Source organism: Flavonifractor sp. An112, assembly GCF_002161085.1.
Taxonomy (GTDB): domain Bacteria; phylum Bacillota; class Clostridia; order Oscillospirales; family Oscillospiraceae; genus Flavonifractor; species Flavonifractor avicola.
In genome coordinates this window covers 1-13,520 of record NZ_NFLU01000008.1, presented here as the reverse complement: position 1 = coordinate 13,520, position 13,520 = coordinate 1, and the positions used below count along the sequence as shown (strand labels likewise).

The following is a 13,520-nucleotide window of genomic DNA, read 5'->3' as shown; positions in this document are numbered from 1 at the left end:
GGCTTACGCACCTCCCAATTTATGATTCAAAATCTCATAGAATGTCCGGCCGGTCACCCGAACCAGTCTGGTTTTGGATTTGGACATCTTGGTCTCCACCACGTCGCCGCCGTTGAGCTTGAAGGCTTTGCCTCCATCCACCGACAAAAAGGCGGTCTTGCGGGCCATCCGGCCCAGCTTGATGGACACCGTCCGCTCATGGCCCAGCACAAAGGACCGGGCAGACAGGGCGTGAGGACAGATGGGCGTGACAATGATGTTTTCCGCCGTGGGCTCCACGATGGGGCCGCCTGCCGACATGGAATAAGCGGTAGATCCGGTGGGAGTGCTGATGACCACACCGTCGGCAGACATCTTGGTAATGGTGGTCTTATCCCCCAGCACCTCCAGGTCCACCACCCGTGCCACCGCCCCCTTGGTGAGGGCAGCGTCGTTGAGGGCGATGTCAGAATAGATCACCTTGCCGTCCCGCCGCACCGTCACGTCCAGCATCATGCGGTCCTCCACAGCATACTTTCCGGCGGGCAGCTTGGAGAGCATGGACAGTTCCCCCAGTTCCAGCTCCGCCATGAAGCCAACGCTGCCCAGGTTAACGCCCAGAATGGGCACATGGTGCTGGTTGGCGTCCTTGGCTGCATGGAGGATGGTGCCGTCTCCGCCAAAGCACACCAGAATATCCGCGTCCTTCAGTTCCTCCTCGGTCTGCTTGAACTGGATGTGCTTGGGGAATTCGATGTTTCCCCCCTCCACCGCAAAGGGCAGGCAGATGGCGGTCTCCACCCCGGCGGCTTTCAGAATCTTCTCCGCCGCCTGGGCGGCCTTCAATCCCCGGTCCCGATAGGGGTTGGGGCTCAACACTACTTTCATTGTCCGGCTCCTTCCAGGGCCGCGTGGGATGCCTCTACCAGGGCTGCCGGATCGCCGGTCCAGGAGGCTCCGCCTCCCCCGGCCAGCAGGTGTCCCAGGTACTCAATGTTGCCCTCGGGTCCTCTGATTGGTGAAAAGGTCATATCCTTTACAGTAAAATCCGCATCAGCGGCGTTCTTAAGAAATTGTTGGATCACTTCCAAGTGGACAGCGGGGTCCCGCACCACGCCCTTCTTGCCCACCTTTTCCCGGCCGGCCTCAAACTGGGGCTTCACCAGGCACACCGCCTGGCCGTCCGGCTTGAGCAGGCCACGGAGGGCAGGCAGAATCAGCTTCAGGGAGATGAAGGACACGTCCACGCTGGCAAAGTCCAGCTCGTCGGGAATCTGCTCATGGGTCAGATAGCGGGCATTGGTCCGCTCCAGACACACCACCCGCTCATCGCTGCGGAGGGACCAGGCCAGCTGACCGTAGCCCACATCCACGGCGTACACTTTGACCGCTCCATTTTGGAGCATACAGTCGGTAAAGCCGCCGGTGGAGGCGCCGATATCGCCGCACACCGCCCCGTCCAGGTGGATGCCCTCAAAGGTTTTCATTGCCTTTTCCAGCTTCAGGCCGCCCCGGCTCACATAGGCCAGGGTCTGGCCCCGCACCTCTACAGGCGCATCCTCGGGGATCTGGGCTCCGGCCTTGTCCACCTTCTGCTCTTTTACATAGACCTGGCCGCTCATAATGATGGCCTGGGCCCGCTGACGGCTCTCCGCCAGCCCCCGCTCCACCAACAGCACGTCCAGTCTTTTTTTAACAATTGCCATGTCCGCAGACCTCCAACGCTGTTTTATACAGGGACGCCCCATCCAGGCCGCACAGGGTTCTCAGTTGGGACACAGGCCCGTGGGTGACAAAGCCGGGCCCGGTGTTGACCATGGCCACCTTTGCAGCAACACCCCGCTCCAGCAGCTTTGCAGCCAGCCGCTGCCCCACACAGTTGCCTGGGGCAGCTTCCTCTGCCACCAGCAGCCGCCCGGTTTCCGCCGCCGAGGCTGCCACCGGCGCCCCGTCCAGGGGCGTGATGGTATTGAGCTTGAGTACCTGGGCCTGGATACCGTCGGCCTCCAGCCGCCGGGCACAGTCCAGCAGCGCATTGACTGTGATACCGTAGCCTGTCAAGGTAATATCCTTGCCAGCACGCAGCACTGCGGTGCTGACCAATCCGGAATCGTCCTGATAGTCCCCCTGTCCACCCCGGGGATAGCGGACCGCCACCGGCCCCTTTACCTCATAGATGGCATATCGGAGCATCGACTCCAGCTCAGCATAGCTGGAGGGGCACAGCACTGTCATGCCGGGCACCGTATCCAGAAAGGCAGGGTCAAAGACACCGTGGTGGGTCTCACCGTCCTCTCCCACCAGCCCGGCCCGATCAATGGCAAAGACCACATGAAGGCCCTGAAGGGCTACGTCATGGATCAGCATATCGTAGGCCCGCTGAAGGAAGGAGGAATATACCGCAAAGACCGGGATCATGCCCTGCTTGGCCATACCGGCGGACATTGCCACCGCATGGCCTTCGGCAATGCCCACATCAAAGAACCGGTCCGGGAATCGGGCGGCAAAGGTGTTGAGTCCCGTTCCTCCCTGCATGGCGGCGGTAATGGCGCACAGTCTGGGGTCCTCCTCCGCCATCTTGCAAAGGGTCTGTCCAAAGACAGCGGAGAAATTGGTACCGCCGCCCTTCAGCACCTCGCCGGTCTCCACACAGAAGCGGCCCACACCATGGAATTGATCGGGGTTGCGCTCCGCTGGTGTGTAGCCCTTTCCCTTTACAGTTCTGACATGGAGCAGCACAGGGCCTTTCAGGTCCCGGGCATACTTGAGCAGCCGGGTCAGCCGCTTCACATCATGGCCGTCCACCGGCCCCAGGTAGGTAAAGCCCATATCCTCAAAGAGACTGCAAGGCAGCAGGGTCTCCTTGATGGCGGTCTTGACCTTGTGGGTCACTTTGTAGATCCCACGCCCCAGAGCGGTAGCTCCCATTACCTTCCGGTAACCCCGTTTGAAGCGGAGATACTGGGGCTTAAGCCGCTGACGGGCCAGATGGTCGGCCACGCCGCCCACGCTCTTGGTGATGGACATCCCGTTGTCGTTGAGAATGACGATAAGGGGCTCCTTGCTGTCCCCTGCGTCAGACAGACCCTCATAGGCCAGGCCGCCGGTGAGGGCCCCGTCACCAATCAGGGCCAATACACTGTAATCTTCATGCTGTAAAGTTCTTGCCCTTGCTATTCCGAGGGCCACCGACACTGAGTTGGAGGCGTGGCCGGCGATGAATGCGTCGGTGTCGCTCTCGGAGGGTTTTGGATAACCGGCCAGCCCGCCGAAGGAGCGCAGGGTCTCCATGGCGGCATTGCGGCCGGTGAGGATCTTGTGGGCGTAACACTGGTGGCCCACGTCAAACACCAGCCGGTCCCGGCCGGTATCAAATACCCGATGAATGGCAACGATCAGCTCCACCGCCCCCAGACTGGAGGCCAGATGGCCGCCGGTGCGGGAGACCACATCCAGGATGCGGGCCCGCAGCAGACCGCAGAGAGCAGCCGCCTCATTGTCGGTCAGGGCGCTGAGATCGTTGGAACATTGCTCCAGACTAAGAATGGTAACACCTCCCGGTGAAGGATCAAATCAACAAATCAGTGGGGCTGTCAACTCCACTGCCAAGCGCCGAACAAGCCCACTGCCACACCCAGTACACCACCCATCAGGACCTGGAAGGGCGTGTGACCCAGCAGTTCCTTCAGCTCCTTGCCGAAGAGGGCGGGCTTCATCTCCGTCCAGTGGTCCATGATATAGTTGAGGATCTTGGCCTGCTCCCCCGCCGCCTTGCGGACGTTGGCGGCGTCATACATGACCACGATGGCCACCACCGCCGCGATACTGAACAGGGGCGAGCCCCAGCCGTACATATAGCCCACCGCCGCGGCGCAAGCGCATACGAAGGCGGAGTGGGAGCTGGGCATCCCGCCGCTGGCCACCAGATAGTGCCAGTCCAGCTTCTTTTTTGTGCAGAAGGTAATGATGATCTTCAACACCTGCGCAATGAACCAGGCCAGGATCGCCAGGTTGAGGATCAGATTGCCGGTGAAAAAGTTTACTACGTTTCCCATGATGCGCCTCACTTCTCACGGCTTGCCAGGGAGCGGGCCAGCCAGCACAGGCTGTCGCCCTCATCCCCAAAGATGGACAGGGCTTCCACGGCCTCCTCGGTCAGTTTCTCCACCAGATGGCGGCACTCCTCCACCCCTTTCAGGGTCACGAAGGTGTTTTTCTCGCTCTTGGCGTCGGAGCCCACCGGCTTGCCCAAGGTGGCCTCGTCACCTACCACATCCAGGATGTCGTCCTGGATCTGGAAGGCAAGGCCGATCCGCTCCGCGTAGCGGCACACGGCCTTCCGCTGTTCCTCACTGCCGCCGGCCAGCACGCAGCCCATCTCGGCGGCGGCCCGGATGAGAGCCCCGGTTTTGAGCCGCTGGAGCTCCTCCACCTCGGCAAGACCCATGGCGTGGCCCTCGCCGGCCATGTCCAGCACCTGGCCGCCCACCATACCCTGGGCTCCGGCGGCCCGGGCCAGTATCCCCGCCGCCTCCAGCACCCGCTCCGGCGGCAGGGTCACAGACGGGTCCAGCATCCACTCAAAGGCCGCGGTCAGCAGCGCATCTCCCGCCAGTACAGCGGTAGCCTCGCCATATACCTTGTGGTTGGTGGGCCGGCCCCGGCGCAGGTCGTCGTCGTCCATGCAGGGCAGATCGTCGTGGATCAGCGAGTAAGTATGGATCATCTCAATGGCCCCGGCAAAAGGCAGCGCTTTCTCCGGATCGCCGCCGCACAGCCGGCAGCTCTCCAGCAGCAGCACCGGCCGGATCCGCTTGCCGCCTGCCAGCAGACTGTAGTACATGGCGTCGTAGAGATCCCCACGGGGCGCCCGGCCCTGGAAGCAGTGGCGCAGCCATTCCTCCGCCTGAGCCCTGTGGCCGTCCAGTCTCTCCTGTTCCGTCATACCTGTCCCTCCTCAAACGGCTCCTCTGCCGGCTGACCATCCGGCCCTGCCAGCAGCTTGCGCACCTTCTGTTCGGCACTGTCCAGTTGGGCGGAACAGCCGCCCAGCAGCCGGGTCCCCTCCTCAAAGAGGGACAGAGCCTCCTCCAACGGGGCGTCTCCCCGCTCCAGCCGCTTCACGATCTCCTCCAGCCGGCCCATAGCCTGCTCAAAGGTCAGTTTTTCTTCCGCCATGTCCTTAAGTCCTTTCCAAAAGCAGTCAAGTTAAACCACTTGACAGGATATCTCGCCATCGGCCACCCGCAGCTTCAAAGGGTCGCCGGGGGCCACGTCGGTCACAGACCGGACCACACCGCCGTCCGCCTTTCGGGGGATGGCGTAGCCCCGGCCCAGTACCTTCAGAGGGCTGAGGGCGTCCAGCTTGGAGGCCAGCTGTCCAAAACGCTGCCGCTCCCGGTTGAGAGCGGCGTTCAGTCCTGCCGCCAGCTTCTCCCGCTGGTAGTCCAGTACCATCCGCTTGTCGTCCACATAGTTCATAGGGTCCTGAAGGGCCCGGCACCGGGCCGCCCGGTCCAGATCCTTTCGGGCGGACTCCAGCTTGCGGCCCATGGCCTGGGCCAACCGCCCCTCCATCTGCCGCAGCCACACCGCTACCTCGTTCTGGTCGGGTACTGCCAGCTCGGCGGCGTTGGAGGGGGTGGCCGCCCGCAGGTCGGCTACAAAATCGGCGATGGTCACGTCAGGTTCATGCCCCACCGCAGAGATCACCGGAATGGCCGAGTGATAGATGGTGCGGGCTACGTTTTCGTCATTGAAGGCCCACAGATCCTCCATGGACCCGCCGCCCCGGCCGGTAATGATGAGGTCGGCCACCTGATGCTGGTTAGCCCAGGCAATAGCGGCGCAGATCTCCCCGGGGGCCTCCGCCCCCTGGACCCGCACCGGCAGGAGAAAAACCTCCGCCATGGGCCACCGGGCCCCCAGGATGCGCAGCATATCCCGCACCGCCGCGCCGGCGGAGGAGGTAATGAGAGCGATGCGCTTGGGGAATTTGGGGATGGGCTTTTTGTGGGCGGGGTCAAACAGTCCCTCCGCATACAGCTTCTGTTTCAGCTGTTCAAAGGCCAGATGCAGATCCCCCACTCCCTCCGGGGTCAGGGAGGTACAGTACAGCTGGTACTGTCCGTCCCGGGGAAAGACCGCCACCCGGCCGAAAGCGATGACCTTCATGCCGTTTTCCGGCCGGAACCGGAGGGACATGGCCTCCCGCTTGAACATAACGCAGCGGATGGCCCCCTCCCCGTCCTTCAGGGAAAAATAGTGGTGGCCAGAGGGATAGGCCTTGTAGTTGGAGATCTCCCCCCGGACATACAGGGCGGTCAGCTCCCGGTCCCGGTCCAGCAGGGATTTGATATACTGGTTGACCTGAGAAACCGTGTAGATATGGCTCATGTCAACTCACCCGCCTTTACAGCCCGCCAGGTGAGGATGGCGGTACCCATGGCGTTGTCGGTGGAGAACCGGGGCTGGGCAAACACCGCTCCCAGAGGCTCCATCACCTGCCGCAGCAGGGAGTTGGAAGCTACACCGCCGGAGCACAGCACCGGCAGGCCGGGATACTGCTTCAGGGCGGCCAGGGTGGTGCGTCGCACCACGTCGGCCACCGTCAGCAGGGCAAAGCGGGCGATGTCTGCCTTCTCCGCCCCCTGCTCTGCCATAGCCTTCACCTTATTCTCCATACCGGAGAGTGAAAACGTAAAGTCATTTAGCTTCACAGTAAATTTCTTGGCCTGCCCCGCCTGAGCCAGCTGGTCCACCGCCTTACCCGCCGGGAATGGCAGGCCCAGCAGCACGCCGGTGCGGTCAATGAGCTGTCCGGCGGAGATGTCGCTGGTGCCACCCAGCAGAGTGGCTTTCACATTGACCCCCTCCGGCTCCACATGGAGCAGCTCGGTGGTGCCGCCGGACAGGTGCCAGGCCAGCATAGGCCTGTCCAGCAGATCCATCCGGCCCGCCGACCAGGCGGCGGCGGCAATATGGTCCTGCTGATGAGAGCAGGCAAAGAAGGGCACATTCAACGCGGCAGCCAGGGTACGGCCCTGGCTCTCCCCCGCCAGGAAGCAGGGCATATAGGACCCTTCCACCGCCCGGGGCCGGGTGGAAGCGCCCACGGCAACAATACCATCCAGCCAGCCGCCCTCTCTCAGCTGGGCAAAGCGGTCGGGCAGAGCCTTGACGTGCTGGAACAGGGCGTCGCTCTGCCGCAGGCCCAGCTCGCCGGGGCGCACTTCCAGCAGGCGTCCGGCGTTCTCGCCCCCCTCGCCGTCAAAGACGGCGGCGGAAGTGGTGTAGTTGCTGGTGTCGATGCCCAGGGTACGCATCAGCCCTCCGCCTCCGGCTGCTCCTTCAGGCCTACCGGGTCAGGGATGTGCTCCCCCCGGACGAAGGAGCCCAGAATACCGTTGACAAAGGAGACCACCTCGGGCTCCTCGTAGTGCTTCACCAGCTCCAGGGCCTCGTTGATGGCGGCGGCATTGGGGATGTCCTGCATATACAGGATCTCATACATCGCCACACGCATAATGGCCACGGCCACCCGGTTCATACGGGAGAACTTCCAGCCGATGGCGTACTTGGAGATATACTCGTCCAGCTCGGGGGCGTGGTCATAGACCCCCTCTACCAGACGGGTGATGTAGGTCCGCTGGGCCTCGTTGGGGAATTCGGCATACAGGGGCTCCTCCTCCCCGATGAGGGCGAAGGTCTTGCGGTTGAGGGCCTCGTCCAGCAGCTCCCGGGCGGTCTGCCCGGTGAAGCCCAGTTCAAAGGTCAGGTGGACGGCGATCTCTCGGGCGGCGGTTCTGGTCATGATGGGTTCCTCCATTCCGGCATGATGAGCCGGTGATATTCACAGTTATTATGATTATACATCAACTGTATGCAAAAAGGAAAGAGATATTTCAAAATTAGACTCCAGATTCCAGCCCCTTTTCCTGGGGCAGACCGGCCAAAACACACAAAAGGGCCTGTTGCTTGCTCTGCAACAGGCCCTTGGTCTGGCTTGATTTACTTGTGTTCCTTTTCAAATACGATGCCGGCCACATGGACATTGACGTGTTCCACGGTCAGGCCGCTGGTATTTTCAATGGCGTTAAAGACGGCGCTCTGCACCTCTTTGGCCACGTCAACGATGGTATACCCGTATTTGACCAGCAGGGACACGTCTACCCGGACGCTCTCCCCCACCATAGTAATGCGGATGCCCTTGGACAGATTCTTCTTTGCGCCCAGCAGCTCCGCGATATCGCTGCTCAGATTGGTGGACAGACTGCCCACGCCCTCCACTTCCGTGGCGGCGGCCGCCGCGATCACAGCCAGCACATCCTCGGAGATATGGATGTTACCCAGTTCGTCAGGCCGGGAGATATATTCCTTTCCATCGCCCATACCGGTCACGCTCCTTTTGTGTACTATGGGACCATTTTACCACAAATCAGAAAAAATACAACTGATTTTTGGCGGGGACCCTGGGGCTCAGGGCTGGGCTTCGATGATGGTGATGGCGCTGGCCTCCAGGCCGGTCTCTTCGGTGACGATCTCGGTGATGCGGGCCACATCGGCGTCGGTGAGTCCCTCCTCGGTGTCGGACACCACCACGCTGACGCTGCCGTCGCTGATGAAAGCCACGCAGTCGGCGTACCCCTTGGCGGTGACCAGATTTTCGATCTGGGCCTCGGACACGGTGTAGTCGGCCAGGGTCTGGATAGCCTCACCGGTCTCCGCCTTCATGGTCTCGGTGGCGTTGGTGTCGGCGGCGGCCTCCTGGAGGATGGACAGGGCGCTGTCTCTGGCCTGCTGGCGGTTGAGCCGGGCGGCGTCAAAGTAGCCGCTGCTCTTGTCCGTGGCGGTGGGCGCTGGCGAGGCCGAGGGGTCCGCCGAGGGTGCGGGACTTGTTTTAAGCAGCGGGTCGGCGCTCTGCATGGACACCAGCTCCGCCTCGCCCAGAGTCTTGCCCGCTTCCTCGCTCTGCCCCTTCTGATAGGACCAGTTGAGATACACCGCGCCGCACACAAAGAGCACCACTGCGGCCACCACCGCGTTTCGTTTCCATACGTTCATACTGTTACTGCCTCACTTTCCTTTTGATACTGCGATCTGATTGGCCCCCAGCCCGGTGAGGGCGGATACCGCCTCCACCACCTGCAGGCGTACTGCGGGGTCGTCCCCGCCGGAGCATACCACAAGAGCCCCCTGATATTGGGGCGAAAGCTGTTGGAGGATCACCGGTTCCTCATAGCCGGAGCCCTTGGAGAGCACCACCGTGGACTGGGAGGACTCGCTTCCCTCCTCCCGCACCGAGTTCTGGGTATCCTGGGCCAGTACCTGGCCCGGTCCGGACCGCAGAGTGAGCACCACCTCTGCCTGCCCCACCCCGTCCATCTGAGACAGGGCCTCCTCCAGCCGTCCCTCCAGTTCCTCCGTTCCAAATTCCACCTCCTGGGCGCTCTGCTGTCGGGTCTGGGTGTTCTCCCCGCCTCCGCTCAGGGCGGGCAGGGCCATCATGATCACGCCCACTGCCACCACCAGCAGTGCGTATTTATACCGCTGGAACAGCTCCATGAGCCGCCCCTTGTACAGGACCAGCCCGTTTCCTTTCTCCGGTTCTCGCCGGTTCATTCCGCTCCCCCGCTTTCGTAATACTGCCGGTCTGCCGGGATGGCAAAATCGGCCTCAATCTGCTCGGTGAGGGCCTCCCGCTCCTCCCGGGACAGCTCCCCGGTGATGGTGACCACCTTGGGGATGGGGTATTCCGCCGCCTCGTCGGCCTCCACCTGCACCGTGCAGGTGATGCCCAACGCTGCCGCCTTGTCCTGAATATATGCGGCGGACTGGGCTTCTATGATGTCCATCATCAGGGTTTTATTCTCCTCCTCCAGCGCCTGAGCAGAGTATTCCGCGTCCAGGCGGTATTCCGTCATGGCCCGGGTGAGGGCCGAACCGTCCAGGCTTATCAAGGGCTTCACCACGGCCAGCAGCAGGAGCAACCCGCCGGCCAGCCTGGCCGCCCGTTTTGGCCCCCCTGCCGGGGACAGGCCCTCCGCCAGGGCCAGGATCATGGCCGCACAGGTCACCCCCATCAGCCATTTTCCCAAAAATTCTACCATCGTCTCACCCCCCTGCCAGCGACACGGCGGAGATCATGGAGATGAGCAGCAGCAGGGCGCAGGCCCCGGTCATCCCCAGGATCAGTCCAAAGGCCCCGCCGATCTGGTCGATGAGGGAGGCCACACGGCTGCCCGACAGGGCGGCGCTGAGGGCGGAGGACACCTTATAGGTCAGATAGTGAAAGCCCAGCTGGAGGAAAGGCACCAGACAGATGCCGATGACCACCAGCATCCCGAACACACCCACCGTATTTTTCAGCACCCCCGCTCCCGCCAGCACGGTCTCCGCCGCGTCGGACAGAATGCCGCCCACCACCGGCACCATGCTGGACATGGTAAACTTGGCGGCCTTGACGGTGAGGGCGTCGGTGGTGCCCGCGATGACCCCGCTGATGGTGAGATAGGTGACAAAGAGGATGAGGGTACCGGTGAGCACCGTGGTCACCGCCCACTTGAGGGTAGCCGCCATCCGCTTGAGGCCATCGTTGCCCACCGCAGCCCAGGCCACACAGGCCGCGATGTAGGTATACACCAGGGGCAGCAGTACACGGTTGATCAAGGTGATGAGCAGGTCGGAAAAGAGCATGGTGGCCAGCTGCCGGGCCACCGCCCCTCCCGGGGACCCGGCGGCGGAGGCCGCCGCCGTCACCGCGGGCAGCAGCAGTTTGGAGAAGCTGTCCATATGCTCGATGGCCTCCCGGCCCATGCCGATGAGGGAGTTGGCGTCAGCCGCCGCAATGGCGGTCACCGCCAGGGCCCCCACCAGAGCCACCCCATTGACCGGCCCCTGGCCCGCCCCCATGCCCTCGGCCAGAGAGCAGAAGAGCACCACCGCCAGCAGCAGGGCCCCGCTGCGCAGGGCTTTGCGAATCACACCCCCCAGCTCCGCGCTGCCGGTATCCAGAATCTGGTCGATGCTGTCGTCCAGATCTAACCCGGCGGACAGGTCGGCGTCAGGCATCCACTCCTCCCCGGCGTTCTCCAGCCCCTCCAGGTCCAGGGCAGCAGACTGAGCGTCCAGCACGCCCTGACTGGCCCAGGCCGTCCCCGTCAGTACCGTCAGCAGCACCACCAGCACCGCCAAATGCCGTATCATGGTCCCTTCCTCCTCTTTTGTACCAACTTCTCACAGCAGCTGTGCCACCGTGTCCAGCACCGCCCGCAGCAGGGGCAGGGCGGTACACAGAGCCAAGGCGGAGCCGGCCGTCTCGGTAACGGCGGCAATGCCCCCCTCCCCCGCGTCCTTGCATACCTGGGCGGCAATGTGGGTGAGGATGGCAATGCCCACCGTCTTGATGACGGGGGCCACCACCGCAGGGGACAGCCCCGCCATATCCTGCAGCTCCTCCGCCATGGCCACCACGTCCTCCACCGCCCCCAGGGCCAGGCCAAGCACCACAGCGGCGGCGGCAATGGAGAGCACCAGAGCCAGCTGCCGGGCGGTGCCCTTCACCATCACGGCACACAGAGCACCCAGGACGGCCACCGCCCCCACCTTCAGCATGGTCTCCATGGCTACAGACCGAACAGGTCCTTGACCAGATCAAACAGCCCGCTGATCTGCTGGACCACCATCATAAGTACCACCACCAGCCCCGCCAGGGTAGTCATGGTGGCCTGCTCGTCCCGGCCAGACCGGGAGAGCACCTGATTGAGCACCGACACCAGAATTCCGATGGCGGCGATTTTAAAGATCAGATCCACATCCATGTTTTTAACTCCTTTAAAGCAGCAGAATGACCAGCAGCCCGCCGCAGGTCAAGCCCAGCACCTGATACATCCTGCCCCGCTTTTCCCCGTCCTCCCGGGCAAGTTCCGCCTCCCGGGTCAGTTCCGCCACCGCCCGGGCCAGAGCGGAGCGCAGGCCGGATTCCTCGAACCGGCCCAGCACCTCCCCCAGCTCGTCCATCACGGCGGCAGACCGGCCTTCCAGATCCAGCGGGGTATCCTCCAGAGCCTGCCGCCAGATCTCCGCCAGGGAGCGCTCCCCCAACTCCTCCATGCCCTTCCGGCAGTTGGCAAACAGCTCTCCCACCGGCGGCGGATAATCATCAGCCAACTCCTCCATCAGCTGGGGCATGGGCGTAAGGCGGAAGGAGATCTCCCGGTCCATCTGCTCCAGCGCCCCGGCCAGCTGCCGCAGCACCCTGGCCCGCCGCTTCAGCCGCCGGTGGGCGTCAAAACCCAGAAAGGCCCCGCCGCCCACCGTCAGCAGGGCGCCCATCAGCCGGATCACAGCTGGTACACCTGACAGCTCCGCCCCTCCGGCCCCCGGGAGAGCACCGCCAGCTTCTGAAAGCAGCGGTTTTCCAGCAGAGGCCGGTACAGAGGCCGGGTCTTCAGGTCCTCCAGGTCGGCGGCGTGGGCGGTACAGAGAAGGCGCACGCCGCAGTTGGCTGCCAGCAGCAGGGCAGCGCAGTCCTGGGGCGCGGTGATCTCGTCGGCGGCCAGCACCTGGGGATTCATCCCCCGCAGCAGCATCATCAATCCCTCCGCCTTGGGACAGCCGTCCATCACATCGGTCTGCCGCCCCACGTCAAACTGAGGCAGGCCGTTGTACATGGCCGCCAGCTCCCCCCGCTCATCGGCCACCCCCACCCGCAGGGGCGGGTGGCCCGTTCCGTCGGAGAGCCTTCGGATCAGATCCCGCAGCAGGGTGGTCTTGCCGCCTCCCGGCGGGGACAGGATGAGGGTGCTCTGAAAGCGATCCCCCTCCCACAGCCTGTCCGCCACAGCGGCGGCGGCTCCCGGCACCTCACGGGCGATGCGGATGGCCAAAGAGGACAGCTGCCGCAGATTGAACACCGCGCCATCCTTCACCACCGCGCTGCCGCAGATACCGATGCGGTGGCCGCCCGGCACGGTAAAAAAGCCGCTTCTCATTCGCTCCATGGCAGTGTGGGCGGAGGCCCGGGTGGCGATCTCCACCACCAGGCTCAGGTCCGCCGGACTCACCGGCTCACCACCGGGCAGGGGCCGCTCCCCCGTAGGGCACACCACCGTCATTGGCCTGCCCGCCCGCAGCCGCAGCTCCTCGGCCACCGCCTGACTGGACTTGTCCAACCCCTCCGCCTGCCGCCGCATATGGGGCGGCAGCAGGGCCGCCGCCTGTAAATACCGCGTTACATCCCCTTGTTCCCGCATAGCGTCACATCCTTCTTTGGTGTCTGCAACATACCTATGAGGGCCCGTCCCCATTTATGACCATGAAACTTCATGCGCTTATGGGCCGTCCCGGCCCATGCGCTTTGATTTCATGGCCGTGCCGCTGAAAGCGGCACATGGCCAATTTTGCTATGCTTTTGCATAGCAAAAAGGGCCTGTTGCAAAATAGCTGTTTTGCACAAACCTGTCATTGCGAGCCAGTGCGCACACTGGCGTGGCAATCCGTTTCCCCGGCAAAAGGGGCGGATTCCCACGAAAAACGGCCGC

Annotated in this window: 18 protein-coding genes; all 18 read right to left on the bottom strand. The window is 63.3% G+C overall.

Annotated elements, in window-relative coordinates:
- Nucleotides 1-3: 3 nt before the first annotated feature.
- A complete protein-coding gene (locus B5E56_RS08385; protein ID WP_087389343.1) occupies nucleotides 4-867 on the bottom strand; it encodes an NAD(+)/NADH kinase in 864 nt (287 codons plus the stop codon).
- Nucleotides 864-1,685, bottom strand: coding sequence for a TlyA family RNA methyltransferase (locus B5E56_RS08380; protein ID WP_087266448.1), 822 nt, complete (start codon nucleotides 1,683-1,685; stop codon nucleotides 864-866). The genes B5E56_RS08385 and B5E56_RS08380 overlap by 4 nt, the downstream gene beginning before the upstream one ends.
- A complete protein-coding gene (gene dxs / locus B5E56_RS08375; protein ID WP_087389342.1) occupies nucleotides 1,672-3,516 on the bottom strand; it encodes a 1-deoxy-D-xylulose-5-phosphate synthase in 1,845 nt (614 codons plus the stop codon). Before dxs ends, B5E56_RS08380 begins: the two co-directional genes overlap by 14 nt.
- Before the next feature lie 56 nt (nucleotides 3,517-3,572).
- On the bottom strand, nucleotides 3,573-4,034 hold the full coding sequence (locus B5E56_RS08370) for a divergent PAP2 family protein (protein ID WP_087389341.1): 462 nt from the start codon (nucleotides 4,032-4,034) through the stop codon (nucleotides 3,573-3,575).
- A gap of 8 nt (nucleotides 4,035-4,042) precedes the next feature.
- Complete coding sequence (locus B5E56_RS08365; RefSeq protein WP_087389340.1) at nucleotides 4,043-4,924, bottom strand: polyprenyl synthetase family protein; 882 nt, start codon at nucleotides 4,922-4,924, stop codon at nucleotides 4,043-4,045.
- Nucleotides 4,921-5,157: an exodeoxyribonuclease VII small subunit gene (gene xseB / locus B5E56_RS08360; RefSeq protein WP_087188045.1), complete on the bottom strand. Its 237-nt coding sequence runs from the start codon at nucleotides 5,155-5,157 to the stop codon at nucleotides 4,921-4,923. Before xseB ends, B5E56_RS08365 begins: the two co-directional genes overlap by 4 nt.
- A gap of 30 nt (nucleotides 5,158-5,187) precedes the next feature.
- The gene (gene xseA, locus B5E56_RS08355; protein ID WP_087389339.1) at nucleotides 5,188-6,375 is read right to left on the bottom strand and encodes an exodeoxyribonuclease VII large subunit; all 1,188 of its coding nucleotides are present in this window, start codon (nucleotides 6,373-6,375) and stop codon (nucleotides 5,188-5,190) included.
- Nucleotides 6,372-7,304: a DNA-binding protein gene (locus tag B5E56_RS08350; RefSeq protein ID WP_087389338.1), complete on the bottom strand. Its 933-nt coding sequence runs from the start codon at nucleotides 7,302-7,304 to the stop codon at nucleotides 6,372-6,374. Before B5E56_RS08350 ends, xseA begins: the two co-directional genes overlap by 4 nt.
- Nucleotides 7,304-7,792 (bottom strand): transcription antitermination factor NusB, encoded by a 489-nt coding sequence (nusB, locus tag B5E56_RS08345; protein ID WP_087188042.1) that lies wholly within the window; start codon nucleotides 7,790-7,792, stop codon nucleotides 7,304-7,306. Before nusB ends, B5E56_RS08350 begins: the two co-directional genes overlap by 1 nt.
- A gap of 197 nt (nucleotides 7,793-7,989) precedes the next feature.
- Entirely contained in the window at nucleotides 7,990-8,370 is a 381-nt protein-coding gene (locus B5E56_RS08340) for an Asp23/Gls24 family envelope stress response protein (protein ID WP_087188041.1), read from the bottom strand.
- An 87-nt stretch (nucleotides 8,371-8,457) separates the two neighbouring features.
- Nucleotides 8,458-9,042 carry a SpoIIIAH-like family protein gene (locus B5E56_RS08335; protein WP_087389337.1) on the bottom strand — a complete coding sequence of 195 codons (585 nt, stop codon included), beginning with the start codon at nucleotides 9,040-9,042 and terminating at the stop codon, nucleotides 8,458-8,460.
- Between the two features lie 12 nt (nucleotides 9,043-9,054).
- Nucleotides 9,055-9,600: a stage III sporulation protein AG gene (locus tag B5E56_RS08330; RefSeq protein WP_087389336.1), complete on the bottom strand. Its 546-nt coding sequence runs from the start codon at nucleotides 9,598-9,600 to the stop codon at nucleotides 9,055-9,057.
- Nucleotides 9,597-10,088 (bottom strand): stage III sporulation protein AF, encoded by a 492-nt coding sequence (locus B5E56_RS08325; protein WP_087266461.1) that lies wholly within the window; start codon nucleotides 10,086-10,088, stop codon nucleotides 9,597-9,599. The genes B5E56_RS08330 and B5E56_RS08325 overlap by 4 nt, the downstream gene beginning before the upstream one ends.
- Nucleotides 10,089-10,092: 4 nt before the next feature.
- Nucleotides 10,093-11,184 (bottom strand): stage III sporulation protein AE, encoded by a 1,092-nt coding sequence (locus tag B5E56_RS08320; protein ID WP_087389335.1) that lies wholly within the window; start codon nucleotides 11,182-11,184, stop codon nucleotides 10,093-10,095.
- A gap of 30 nt (nucleotides 11,185-11,214) precedes the next feature.
- Nucleotides 11,215-11,601: a SpoIIIAC/SpoIIIAD family protein gene (locus tag B5E56_RS08315; protein ID WP_087188036.1), complete on the bottom strand. Its 387-nt coding sequence runs from the start codon at nucleotides 11,599-11,601 to the stop codon at nucleotides 11,215-11,217.
- Between the two features lie 2 nt (nucleotides 11,602-11,603).
- Entirely contained in the window at nucleotides 11,604-11,798 is a 195-nt protein-coding gene (spoIIIAC, locus tag B5E56_RS08310; protein WP_087188035.1) for a stage III sporulation protein AC, read from the bottom strand.
- Nucleotides 11,799-11,811: 13 nt separating this feature from the next.
- Nucleotides 11,812-12,324, bottom strand: a complete 513-nt coding sequence (locus tag B5E56_RS08305; RefSeq protein WP_087389334.1) for a stage III sporulation protein AB — start codon at nucleotides 12,322-12,324, stop codon at nucleotides 11,812-11,814.
- On the bottom strand, nucleotides 12,321-13,232 hold the full coding sequence (locus B5E56_RS08300; RefSeq protein ID WP_087389333.1) for a stage III sporulation protein AB: 912 nt from the start codon (nucleotides 13,230-13,232) through the stop codon (nucleotides 12,321-12,323). The genes B5E56_RS08305 and B5E56_RS08300 overlap by 4 nt, the downstream gene beginning before the upstream one ends.
- Nucleotides 13,233-13,520: the final 288 nt, after the last annotated feature.

Coding starts and splice junctions, on each gene's coding strand:
- B5E56_RS08330 (WP_087389336.1), bottom strand. CDS start 9,600: ATGAACCGGCGAGAACCGGAGAAAGGAAACGGGCTGGTCCTGTACAAG.
- B5E56_RS08315 (WP_087188036.1), bottom strand. CDS start 11,601: ATGGAGACCATGCTGAAGGTGGGGGCGGTGGCCGTCCTGGGTGCTCTG.
- B5E56_RS08350 (WP_087389338.1), bottom strand. CDS start 7,304: ATGCGTACCCTGGGCATCGACACCAGCAACTACACCACTTCCGCCGCC.
- xseB (WP_087188045.1), bottom strand. CDS start 5,157: ATGGCGGAAGAAAAACTGACCTTTGAGCAGGCTATGGGCCGGCTGGAG.
- B5E56_RS08385 (WP_087389343.1), bottom strand. CDS start 867: ATGAAAGTAGTGTTGAGCCCCAACCCCTATCGGGACCGGGGATTGAAG.
- B5E56_RS08380 (WP_087266448.1), bottom strand. CDS start 1,685: ATGGCAATTGTTAAAAAAAGACTGGACGTGCTGTTGGTGGAGCGGGGG.
- B5E56_RS08340 (WP_087188041.1), bottom strand. CDS start 8,370: ATGGGCGATGGAAAGGAATATATCTCCCGGCCTGACGAACTGGGTAAC.
- nusB (WP_087188042.1), bottom strand. CDS start 7,792: ATGACCAGAACCGCCGCCCGAGAGATCGCCGTCCACCTGACCTTTGAA.
- B5E56_RS08370 (WP_087389341.1), bottom strand. CDS start 4,034: ATGGGAAACGTAGTAAACTTTTTCACCGGCAATCTGATCCTCAACCTG.
- B5E56_RS08320 (WP_087389335.1), bottom strand. CDS start 11,184: ATGATACGGCATTTGGCGGTGCTGGTGGTGCTGCTGACGGTACTGACG.
- B5E56_RS08365 (WP_087389340.1), bottom strand. CDS start 4,924: ATGACGGAACAGGAGAGACTGGACGGCCACAGGGCTCAGGCGGAGGAA.
- spoIIIAC (WP_087188035.1), bottom strand. CDS start 11,798: ATGGATGTGGATCTGATCTTTAAAATCGCCGCCATCGGAATTCTGGTG.
- xseA (WP_087389339.1), bottom strand. CDS start 6,375: ATGAGCCATATCTACACGGTTTCTCAGGTCAACCAGTATATCAAATCC.
- B5E56_RS08325 (WP_087266461.1), bottom strand. CDS start 10,088: ATGGTAGAATTTTTGGGAAAATGGCTGATGGGGGTGACCTGTGCGGCC.
- B5E56_RS08300 (WP_087389333.1), bottom strand. CDS start 13,232: ATGCGGGAACAAGGGGATGTAACGCGGTATTTACAGGCGGCGGCCCTG.
- B5E56_RS08335 (WP_087389337.1), bottom strand. CDS start 9,042: ATGAACGTATGGAAACGAAACGCGGTGGTGGCCGCAGTGGTGCTCTTT.